At 67.1% G+C, this 10,676-nt stretch carries 9 protein-coding genes; 6 read left to right on the forward strand and 3 right to left on the reverse strand.

All coding sequences use genetic code 11. From position 1 onward, the window contains the following. Positions 1 to 220: 220 nt before the first annotated feature. Positions 221 to 1,663 (reverse strand): MFS transporter, encoded by a 1,443-nt coding sequence (locus G8760_RS28465; protein WP_166356191.1) that lies wholly within the window; start codon positions 1,661 to 1,663, stop codon positions 221 to 223. A 76-nt stretch (positions 1,664 to 1,739) separates the two neighbouring features. Between G8760_RS28465 and G8760_RS28470 the strand changes: the two genes are divergently transcribed. Further along, the gene (locus G8760_RS28470) at positions 1,740 to 2,351 is read left to right on the forward strand and encodes a TetR/AcrR family transcriptional regulator (RefSeq protein WP_166356192.1); all 612 of its coding nucleotides are present in this window, start codon (positions 1,740 to 1,742) and stop codon (positions 2,349 to 2,351) included. A 118-nt stretch (positions 2,352 to 2,469) separates the two neighbouring features. Here the strand turns inward: G8760_RS28470 and G8760_RS28475 are convergent, their stop codons facing one another. Continuing rightward, positions 2,470 to 2,817 carry a PPOX class F420-dependent oxidoreductase gene (locus G8760_RS28475; protein ID WP_166356193.1) on the reverse strand — a complete coding sequence of 116 codons (348 nt, stop codon included), beginning with the start codon at positions 2,815 to 2,817 and terminating at the stop codon, positions 2,470 to 2,472. A 166-nt stretch (positions 2,818 to 2,983) separates the two neighbouring features. Between G8760_RS28475 and G8760_RS28480 the strand changes: the two genes are divergently transcribed. Genes G8760_RS28480 through G8760_RS28500 form a run of 5 tightly spaced genes read left to right on the forward strand, consistent with a single transcriptional unit; the run spans position 2,984 to position 7,268 of the window. Next, the gene (locus G8760_RS28480) at positions 2,984 to 3,565 is read left to right on the forward strand and encodes an RNA polymerase sigma factor (RefSeq protein WP_246222718.1); all 582 of its coding nucleotides are present in this window, start codon (positions 2,984 to 2,986) and stop codon (positions 3,563 to 3,565) included. Continuing rightward, a complete protein-coding gene (locus tag G8760_RS28485; protein WP_166356194.1) occupies positions 3,562 to 4,404 on the forward strand; it encodes a zf-HC2 domain-containing protein in 843 nt (280 codons plus the stop codon). Before G8760_RS28480 ends, G8760_RS28485 begins: the two co-directional genes overlap by 4 nt. 1 nt (position 4,405) lies before the next feature. Further along, positions 4,406 to 5,191: an ABC transporter ATP-binding protein gene (locus tag G8760_RS28490; protein WP_166356195.1), complete on the forward strand. Its 786-nt coding sequence runs from the start codon at positions 4,406 to 4,408 to the stop codon at positions 5,189 to 5,191. Then, positions 5,188 to 6,591 carry an ABC transporter permease gene (locus G8760_RS28495; RefSeq protein ID WP_166356196.1) on the forward strand — a complete coding sequence of 468 codons (1,404 nt, stop codon included), beginning with the start codon at positions 5,188 to 5,190 and terminating at the stop codon, positions 6,589 to 6,591. The genes G8760_RS28490 and G8760_RS28495 overlap by 4 nt, the downstream gene beginning before the upstream one ends. After that, positions 6,588 to 7,268, forward strand: a complete 681-nt coding sequence (locus tag G8760_RS28500; protein ID WP_166356197.1) for a hypothetical protein — start codon at positions 6,588 to 6,590, stop codon at positions 7,266 to 7,268. Before G8760_RS28495 ends, G8760_RS28500 begins: the two co-directional genes overlap by 4 nt. Before the next feature lie 32 nt (positions 7,269 to 7,300). On the opposite strand, the gene G8760_RS28505 is transcribed toward G8760_RS28500, so the two are convergent. Next, positions 7,301 to 9,904 (reverse strand): helicase-associated domain-containing protein, encoded by a 2,604-nt coding sequence (locus G8760_RS28505; RefSeq protein ID WP_166356198.1) that lies wholly within the window; start codon positions 9,902 to 9,904, stop codon positions 7,301 to 7,303. Positions 9,905 to 10,676 lie beyond the last annotated feature (772 nt).

Genomic DNA, 10,676 nt, shown 5'->3' on the forward strand with positions numbered 1-10,676 from the left:
CGTCCGAGAGATTCCGAACTAGCTGAGAAGTTGCTGAGAATGAGGGCAACCGAAAGGGCCGGCGTTCGGCATATGGGCCCGCGATTGGCAGCCGTCGTCGTCGATCGCTGCCGCACCGACCCCAGTTCCAACGTCGCTACTCCGCCCCCTATTCCCATGATCATGAACACTTTGCCGTGTCATGACACGGCAAAGTGTTCATGATCATGGGAGGGGTGGGTCAGCGGGCGGTGGTGACGAGCTCACGGGTGTCCGCTGCGGCGGTGCCACCGGGGGTCTGGTCCGGATCGGGACTGGTGGTCGAGGCCTGGGCGTGGGCGGTGCGGTGCTGCCGGGTGACGCGGACGAGTGCCAGCACGCTCACCGCGGCGAGCACGGTGGCCATGACGAGCGCCAGGCTCATCCCCGCCGTGTCGTCGCCGCTCATCCGCCAGACCACCGTGGCCAGCGCGGGCCCGAGGGCGATACCCAACTGGCGGACGAGGCTGGTGGTAGCGCCGATGGTGGCCATGAGGTGCCGTGGTGCCCGCGACATCGCCATGTTCTGGTTCTGGCCGGCGAACAGTCCGGCCCCGACACCGGCGATAGCCAGTCGCCACGCGAAGTCGAGCGGGCCCCATCCGGCGTTCAGCGGCACCAACAGCACGATCCCGGCGGTGACGCCGACCGCCCCGGCGATGGCTACCGGCCGGGCTCCCCAACGGTCGGCCAACGCGCCTCCGAGCAGGCCGAACAGCATGACCCCGGCCGGGAAGGCGAGAACGGTCAGTCCGACGGAGCTGGCGGAGAGGCCGGACTCGCGTTGCAGGTAGAACGGGATGAGGAACTGTACGGCCATCACGGCGGTCATCTCGACTAGCAGAGCGATATGTAATCCGAGCATTCCTGGAGCGCGGACCGCTTGGAGCACCTGGGTGCTGCCGGGCTGACGGCGCCAGAGGACGAGCAGCGGTAGCGCGACGAGGGTGACGGCCAGCCACGCGGCCCCGTGTTCGGCGGTGAGGGACAACGCCAGCAGGATCGCGACGCCCGCGCCGCTGAGCACGGCGGTTTCGGCCAGCCAGGCCCGGCCGGGCAGCTTCGGTGCCGGCCCGGGGGAGAGCTGGGTGGCGGCGATGGTGATGACGAGGGCGCTCACGGGGACGTTGAGATAGAAGATCCAGGACCAGCCGAGAGAGTCGATCAGGAGGCCGCCCAACGCCGGTCCGCTGATAGCGCCGAGCGGGCCGAGGGTCATGAAGATGGACATGCCGCGCCCGCGGGCCTGGGGGAGTACCGCGGTGGTGACCAGGACTGGCAGGATCGCGAACAGCGCTGCGCCGAAGGCTCCTTGGATCACCCTGGCGGCGATGAGGGTCCCGATGTTCGGTGCGAGACCAACGGCGATGCTGGCGAGTGCGAAGCCCGCGACGGAGCCGAGGAACGCCTGGCGTTGTCCCATCTGATCGAGCCAGCGGCCGGCCGGCAGGCTCAACGCGACCATGGGTAACACGTAGCCGAGGATGATCCATTGGGTGAGTGTGGTGCCGATGCCGAAGTCGGCCTCGATCGTCGGCAGCGCGACGTGGACGACTGTCACGTCGGCTTGTGCCATGAAGACGGCGAGGCCGGCGGCGATGACCAGCCACCAGCGGTTGCGTTGAGTCGTGTCGTTGGTGTGCATGGCATCCTCCGAAACTTCACATGGTGTGCATAAAGTAAACTACACACAGCGAGTAATTTCGTCAATAGGAGGGCGCATGACTCGATCCATCGACGCGCCACGTAACGCGCGCAGCCAGCGCACCCGCGACGCCCTGCTCGGCGCCACCCGCGACATCCTCGAGGGGGACGGATTCGAGGCGCTGACCATGGCGGCAGTGGCTGAGCGGGCGGGGGTGTCCCGGCGTGCGGTCTACCTGCATTTCACGTCGCGCGTGGAGATGGTCAACGCACTGTTCGACTACATCGCGCGGCACGAAGGCCTAGCTGACTCGTTAGCCCGGATTTGGCGGGCGCCGGACGCTGAGGCGGGATTACGAGAATGGGTGGCACACCTGGTCCGGTATCACCCGAGGGTCATGGCCGTCGATCGTGCTATCGAGCGGGTCCGGCGGGTGGACCCTGACGCCCAGCGGCACCGGAATGCGGTGACCGAGAGTCAGCTGGCCAGCTGTCAGCGCCTGGCCCGGTGGCTAGAGACGGAGGGTCGCCTGGCGCCGGAGTGGACCGTCGACGGCGCGGCCGACCTGCTTTTCGGGCTGATCTGCACGGAGCTGTTCGAGCGGCTCCTCGAGACTCGGTCGTGGACGCCGGATCAACTGGAAAAGAACCTGTGGGTGGTGTGCCGTTCGGTGCTTGTATCGGGGTGAGGTTCGCTACGGGCCGGCTGCTGCCGCCTGTTGCGGCGTGCCATTCATTGACGACAGCAGCACCTGAACCCGGTTGAGAACCCGCGCGAATAGGGCGCCCCTATTCGCGCGGGGAACATTAGGAGGCGTCGAGCCCCCAGGAGCGAACGCGGTCGGGGTGGATGCGGATCAGTGGCTGCGGTCCGTCGATGGCCTCGGCTCGGCCCCGGATCTCGACGGCGCGGGGCCGCCATGGAGGCAGGATGTCGTCGACGACGATGGCCGCCCGCCCGGACCGGCCGACGTCGCGGAACTTCTTGGTTGCGGAGAAATCGCGTCCGCCGACGTCGATGGTGTCGAGGTCGCGGTTGTAGGTCCAGCCGACGGGGGTGACGTGTGGTGTGCCGTCCGGGCCGACGGTGGCGATACGTGCGAGCCGCCGCTCCGACAGTAGATAGTTCAGCTCTTGGTCGCTGAAGACACTCATGAATGACCTCCCGAGAACGATGCAAGAAGTATACGTTATGTGAACTTTCTGGTCGAGATGGTTGTCCCGAAATCTGCGCTCCGAGCCAAGCGGTGCATCTAAGCTGACCAAAATAGCCTCGCTGACCTGCGAGAACCGAACGAGCAGAGGATGCGTCTCTACTGACGTGAGAAGACGACGGTCGAAACCGAGCACCACCGTGTCCGGTGCGCGGGCCGAACCCAGCGACGACGAGCTGCTCCGCGCCATCGGCCGCGGCAGCCAGGAGGCGTTCGAGGAGTACTACACCCGGAACGCAGCCTGGCTGCTACTCCGCCTGCGTCGCCGATGCGGCGATGCCGAACTGGCCGCCGACGTCGTCCAAGAGACCTTCCTGGCGGTGTGGCGGGCAGCTGGGTCCTATCGTGGGCGGGGCCAAGCGGGAGGCTGGTTGTGGTCGATCGCCACCCGGCGACTGATCGACGCTCATCGGCGACGGGTGGCCCGTGGTGAGTCCGTGGCCGTCGACCTGGACCACGACCCAGCCGTAGCTCCATCCGCGGAAGAGGAAGCCCTGGCCGCCTCGTTGGACGCGGATCTGGCCAGCGCCCTGCACCGGCTCGCGCCCGAGTTGAGAGCTGTTCTACAGGCCACTGTGCTGGACGGGTTGTCGGTCCGAGAAGCCGCCGTCCTCCTGGACATTCCCGAGGGAACGGTGAAAACCCGGGCCCGGCGGGCGCGGCTGCACCTCAAGGAGGCACTGACATGACCTGGCATGTTGCACGTCCCACCATCCTGGCCTACGTCGACGGTGACGCGGCCGAGGCCGATGCCTGGTCCATCGAGGCCCACGTGACCGACTGCGAGCGCTGCCGAACTGAGCTCGCAGCGGCCGCCGCCGACGATCCGGCGCTCGCCGCCGATCTGGCCGCCTCGCGGACCGCCCTTCTCGCGGGGTTGCCGCCGCAGGGCCGGATACGCCGTGGTTCACCTGCGCGCGGCCTGCGGATTCTGCTCGCGTCGGGGCCCGCGGCACGCGGCCCGTGGTTGCTGGCTACCCTGATGGTTCTCGCCCTGGCCATCGGGCTTGACCTGGCCAGTTCCGGAGCGGGCCTGCTCGGCTCGACGGCGCCGGTGCTCGTGCTTTTAGCACCGCTGCTGCCGGTGCTGGGGGTAGCGGCGTCGTACGGATCCGGCCTCGACGACGCACACGAGATCATCGCGACGACGGCGGCGGGCGGCCTACGTCTGCTGCTGATCCGCACCACCGCGGTGCTCGCCGTCACCGTCCCCGCGACGATCGCCGCCGGCCTGGTGACCGGCCTGGCGTGGTCGGCGACGTGGCTGGTTCCCGGGTTGGCGCTGACGACACTCACCCTCCTGGGCGGGACCGTCGTCGGCGTTACCCGTGCCGCCGCCCTCGTCGGGGGCGGCTGGGCCTTGGTGGTGGCCGTCGATGTGATCAGCGAGACCACCATCGCACTCCTCACCGGTCCAGCGACACCGGCCTGGCTGGCCGTATTCGGGCTCAGCGCCGCCGCCCTGGTGCTGCGACGCGCGGCGTTCAACCATCTCCCCACCTCGATCCGACCCCATAGCGAGGCTTGATATGACCGCTCCAACCACACTCGGCACCCATGTCGAGGTCCGCGATCTCGTCGTGCGATTCAAGAACCGGACCGCACTCGAAGGGCTGGATCTGAACCTGGATGCGGGCGTCCATGGCCTGCTCGGCCCCAACGGCGCGGGGAAGACGACCCTGATGCGAGTGCTCGGCACCATCGCCCGGCCAACGTCTGGTCAGGTGGCGGTTCTCGGGCACGACCTCGGCAACCAGCGCGCACTACGTGACGTCCGCCGCCGGCTGGGATATCTACCGCAGCATTTCGGCTACTACCCGCGCTTCACCGTGCGGGAATTCGTCGAGTATTTCGCCTGGCTCAAAGAGATGCCATCGGCCTCGATTCCGCTGGCCGTCGATCGAGCCATCGAACGGGTCGGCCTGGCTGACCGCGCCGACGATCGGTTGAAGCGGCTCTCGGGTGGGATGTTGCGACGGGCCGGAATCGCACAGGCGATCGTCAACGACCCCGACCTGCTCCTGCTCGACGAGCCGACGGCCGGCCTCGATCCGGAGCAGCGAGTGGACTTTCGCCACCTGCTCCGCGCCATCGGTGTCGACGCCTGTGTCTTGGTGGCCACGCATCTGGTCGAGGACGTCGCCGTGGCCTGCACCGAGGTGAGCCTCGTGAACGGCGGCCGGACTGTGTTCAGAGGTACCCCCGACGAGCTGGCCGCCGCCGGCGAGCATGCGCCGGACGGCGAGTTGAACTCCGGCGATTCGCCGATCGAACGCGGCTACACCGCGGTGCTCCGCGCGGATCGGGCCCGATGACGATGGCGACGTGGCGGATTTTCCGTACCGAGTTTGTCCGCGGCGTGGCGCCGGTCGCCCTGGTCGCGATGGCCGGGGCAGCCGTGGTGCTGCTGGCCGCTGAGGCTTCGGCATGGGTGGGCCGGTGGGGTGCGCTGGCCGAACAGATCCGGGTGATCCTGCTGGTCCTAGCGCCGGTCGCTGTCACCGCCGGCGCATGGCAAGGGGGACGGGAACACCGCCGCCGGATGCCCGAGCTGACCGGAACGACGTCGCGGCCGCCGTTTCATGCGGTGTTTATGGCCTGGGGGTCGACCACCGTCGGAGTGTGGCTGGGATTAGGTGTGGCGTGGCTGGTGGCGGTGTTGTTGGTGGCGCCGAACGCGACATATAGCGGCGGTAGCTGGTGGTGGACATTGGTGGTGTCACTGCTGGGCCTCGCGGCGGCCAGCGCCATCGGGGTTTGTGTCGGACGGCTGGTGCCGGGCCGGCTGGTGGCACCGATCGCCGGAGTACTCATGTTCGTGGTGGGCGGTGTGGCCACCGGCCGCAGCGACGGGTTGAGCTGGGTTGTGCCGGCGATGGGCTATCAAAGCCGTGGGCTGAGCAGCCTGGATACCGGGTTCCAACTGCTTCAGATGGGCTGGTTCGCGGCGTTGGCGGCGACGGCCCTGGTGCTGGCCGGCGCGATCCGGACATCGCTCGCCGTTGTGCCCGCCGTGCTGGCGGCGGTGGTGGCGGTCCCGATCATGACTGGGCCGGGCGATGAGCGATGGCAACCCGATCCAGCGGCGCGGGCCTTGGTGTGTGCCGGTGAACGCGGTGCCGAGGTGTGTCTGACCAGGGTTAACGCGTTCCTCATGGACGAGGCGGCGCCTCGGGTCCAGGCCCTGCTCAAGCGGTGGGACGACGTGCCAGGTGGGTTCGAACGAGCCGTCGACTCGTCGGCGCTTAGTTCTGACGAATGGCTGATCGAGCCGGATGGTCAGACTGGACGCCGCACGGCGGTGCTGGATATCACTGGTGGGCTGATGACGTGGGATGGCGGATTGATCCCCGAGGACGATCCGGGGATCACCATCGAGACCGTCTTCGGGTGGAATCTTCCCGGGGTGTTGATCCAGAGCTGTGAGACCGCTGGCCGCTTCGACGACGTCCCGCTCGAGATCTGGGCGGTAGGAACCGTCGCCGAAGAATGGGCGGGCGGCAACCCGGATGTCGGCACGGTCCGGGTGTCCGACGTCGGCCCAGGTGAACAGCCGAGTTCGGCTGAGACCGGCCCGGGGCCCGAGGCTAGTGCGGCCCAGCACCTAGCAGCGCTTCCGGAGGCCGAGCAGAAGGTGTGGATGGGGCGGTATCTGGAAGCCGCCAGCATCTGCGACGCCGACACCCTGCTGGCCCTCGGTGGTGAACTCCAATGATGGGTGCACTGGCCACGGCCGGTGTCCGCGGGCACCGGTTCACGAGCAGCAGTGGTTATGGAGCCTTCCTCGTCCTGCACCTGCGGGCCCGGGGTGTCATGTTCAGTGTGATCGCCGTCGGCGTCGTGGCCCTGATCGCCTGGGCAGGTGCCAACCACCTCATGAGCCAGCCGTTCTCGTCCGGGCCGGACGCACGGATTCCGGTGGTGATGGGGGCACCGTTGCTGGCCGCCATCGTCGTGTCGTTCGGGCTCAGCGGGCGCGACGAGTGGCTGGAGCGTTCTACCGCCTTTCCATGGCGGCGGGTCAGGGCGGTGCACGCTACCGTGATGGCGGTCGTGGCAGGTGCGATCCTGGCGCTGACCGGGCTGCGAGCGGCGCAAACGTACGGATCTTTCGAGCTGGTGCGTAATACCGTCGGGTTCCTGGGGCTGGTGCTGGTGGCGGCGGCGGTTGTGGGGGTCGGCTTGGCGTGGCTCCCGGTGAGCGCGTATGCCGCGGTGATCTACCTGGCCGCACCTCGTGACCTGGGAGGGCACACGGTGTGGTGGACGTGGCCGCTCCAGCCGTGGAGCACATCCACCGCGGCGTGGATGGCGGCCATGCTCGTCGTCGTCGGCGTCGTCGCCTATTCGTGGTGTGGTGCCCGGCTGACGAGCGACAACAGTCACACCTGACGCTGATCAAAGGTGAGGCAAACGAGCTGAACTCACCGGACGTCGCCCGATGTGCTCAGGGGTTCGATCCGCGACAGGTCGAGGCGCCGGTAGTCGGCAGTGTCCCAGCACCACACCTCGAGTGCTTCACCGTCGTACGTCACGTCGGAGATCAACAGGCTTGATGTCTGGCCGTCGTCATCGTGGTAGGTGATCCGGGTCGGCACTCCGTACTGCAGTCGTATGATCAGCTGAGTCCAATCCGGCCCAGAGGACTTGCCGAACAAATCCCGGAATGCGGGACGGATCCCGCCGCTGCGACCAGGACCGGCTACTGCCGTCTCTACTTCCGGCGGCTCCCCGAGTAGCCGTTTCGCGTGTTCGACGGGGTCTTGAGGCGCTTCCATCTGACGGCGGATGAGATCGTCATCCGGATCGGGCTCGGCGTCGTCCAGCGGAGGGCCGAGTTCGGTGAACGACGCATCACGGCCGCCCATATAGACCTTGCCTGTCGACCGGGGGGCGGCCGCCGATGAGGGAGTCGCGTCGGCGGCGCGCTCGACGCTGAGCACTGCGCTTCCGTCGACCCGCTTCTGGACGGGGACATATCCGGCAGAGCGTAGCGCCTCCAGGGTGTCGGACACGCCCGACGACGCGACCAGCACGGTCGGAGCGACCTGACCGAGCTGGAGCTTGGCGAGTCTGCGGTGAGCTGCGATTTCGGTCACCAGTGTGGAGTCGGCGCTGACGATGACACTCGCGGCGTGGATGACGCTGACCTCACCGTGCCGCCGTTCGACGTCGTTGATCATGTACACGAGTGGCTGCGGAAGCTCATGGTTGGCGGAGATGCTGGTGAGGTCGCCGATCAGCTTCTGGGCGGTGCTGCCGGTGTCGAAGGCCCGACGAATGCTGGCCGGCGTGAATCGCCAGCTGGTGGCCGCACCTTGGGATTCGCGATCCGCGGCTTGGTCGAGCAGGCTCGCCAGGTCGGCGTCGGCGGATCCAGTGACGACGGCGGTCAGGTCGGTGCCGAACAGCGCCGTGGTGCGGGCACCGGCGACGAGGACGTCGACTGCGTCGACCAGGTCGGATGAGTTGACGTCGACGGCAGGAGAGGGATGAGCGACGAGCGCCCGGCCGGCGTCGCTGAGAACGCCGGCAGCGACGAGCCCGAGGAGAGACGCCTCGGTGAGCGTGGCGTTCGTCAACTCGGCGATGACATCGTCGCGAATCCTGGGTACGTGCCAGCCAACTGACGTGGCCAGCGCACTACGGTCGGTCAATGCACCGTCGTGCTCGCTGAGAACCTGGAAGACGATCCCGTGCACCTCGTGAAACAGTCCGTGGGGACCATCGAAGACGCTGTTCAGGAACTTCTGATCGGCTAGCGGCGCCCATCCGAGGTTCCACCAGTCGACGAGCAGAGAACGCAACCGAGTGCTCGATGGCATCGCTTGCCATGGGGCGAAGGCGGCGGACGGCACTAGTTGTTGCGCCGGTTCGGGTTCGGCACGGCGCTTTCTGGATCTGCCCTTCCGCCTGGAGGGTGGTTGGTCGTCGCCGGAGTCAACTGGCTGGCGCTCCAGCAGGAGGCCCTGGATGGCGAGTTCGACCGCCAGCGTGGTCTCCGGTGTCGACGATCCGAGCTTCTTGGTGATGGCCGAGATCGCTCGGGTGCCGACGCCGCCGCTCTTGAGTAGTGGTATCGGTGTGGTCGAGGCGTACTCGACGACGCTGACGACACGATCGAGCGCCCGCAACGCGGTGGCGGACGCTTCAGCGGAAACCTGCTGAGGTTCCATCGGCGTGACCGGTAACGCGGGACGATTGGGCGTGAACGGGAGCCTGAAGTCGGGCCCGCGTAGCGCGAGGCAGATCTCGAGCGGCATGTGCGACGTGTATTCATACGCGTCGTACACCACGAACCCGTGCCGGACCGCCCACACACCCGGTGACATTGACTGATCAGCGCGGTGTGGGTAGCCGGAGGTATAGCCGAACCTGGGCGTAAGGTCGCTGTTCGGCCCGCGCCACGCGATCTCCTCGAGGATCTCGCGAGTGTCCGCGGTGGCTTGCGCGAAGAGGTGACGCACGTTGCCTGCCCGCCCGAACCAGACGACGAGCCGGTCGACGATGTTTTGCTTTCGTCCAGCGATGCTAAGGCCCAGCGCTGCGGCGATCTGTTTCAGTTCCTCGACGGTGAACCTCGGCAGGAGTTCGGCCATCGGCGACCCGAGATTGTGCAGCTTGACCTCGTCACCGACCACCTGGTTGAGATGGATGCGGCCGCCGTTGTCAGTCCACGCCAGGCCGTGCGCGGCAAGCTGGCGGAGAACCGATTCGACATCGCCGGGCAAAGCTCGATCAAGCCAGCCGACGACGTCGGCGGACGCCGGTGCCGTGCCGCCGCCCAGGTCGGTCGCCAGCCGGATCGCGTCTATCAGCTCCAAGCACGGCAGCGGCAGCTGGTCGATGACCACGGCTGCGGACTTGGGCTCGGAGAGTCGAAGCGCCAGCTGGTCGAGGTCGCGGGGCCACGGCGGCACCAGGACGTCGGCCCGGTGCGCCAGGACCTGTGCCAGATCGTCCGTGCTTAGACGCCGCAGCCAGGCGATCAGCTGCGGGTCAGCTTCCTGGGGGTGGGAGTGAAACATGTGTCCTCGCAGCGATGCGGAGCCGAAATCACCGCCGAGACTACGCGATTTGTCTAGCCTGCCGTTTGAGCCTCTGCATTTGAGTGCTGGCAGCCGTGGTCTGATCTTGTTCGGCGTTCCGCCGTGTCGCGGTGGAACCCGTCGCCACCGGGTGCGCCCACCCTCCCCCACGTGTGCACCTGATCTCCGTTTTGACGCCTGATCGTCTTCGTGGGGGTAATCAGATGCGGTCGACGACGCGTTGACGGCGTGTGACGCGACGGTGGATGCATCTGATCGGGTCTTGGAGTCTGGACGCGCAAGCGATCAGATGCATAACCGGGACTTACCGGTGCGTTGGTGCATCTGATCGTCAACACCCTGGACGCGTCGATTTGCGTCGTGCGACAAACCCGCGGCACGGGCGCACCCGCCCCCGTGCTCCGGACCGCCGAGAGTGCCTGGGTGCCTGACCCACTAGATGATCAGCGAAAGATAGACGGCCCGACGGTGCACCGTTAGCCCATTTCACCCCGCAGGGATGGGCAACCTGCCCGTCACCCGATCAGATGCATAACGCGCCGTAAAACGCCTGTCCGTGCATCTGATCGTTATGCGTCCAGACTCTAAGACCCGATCAGATGCAGCCACCGCGCTGTCACGCGCTGTCCTGTTTCGGGACATCGCTGACAGTTGATGTCTCGGGACATCGCTGACACCTGAATTGTTGTGGACTGTGTGTTCATGACGGGGAGAGTGGCAGCGATGGATATCAGGATGGCCGCGGCGTTGG

Source organism: Phytoactinopolyspora limicola (genome assembly GCF_011320225.1).
GTDB lineage: Bacteria > Actinomycetota > Actinomycetes > Jiangellales > Jiangellaceae > Phytoactinopolyspora > Phytoactinopolyspora limicola.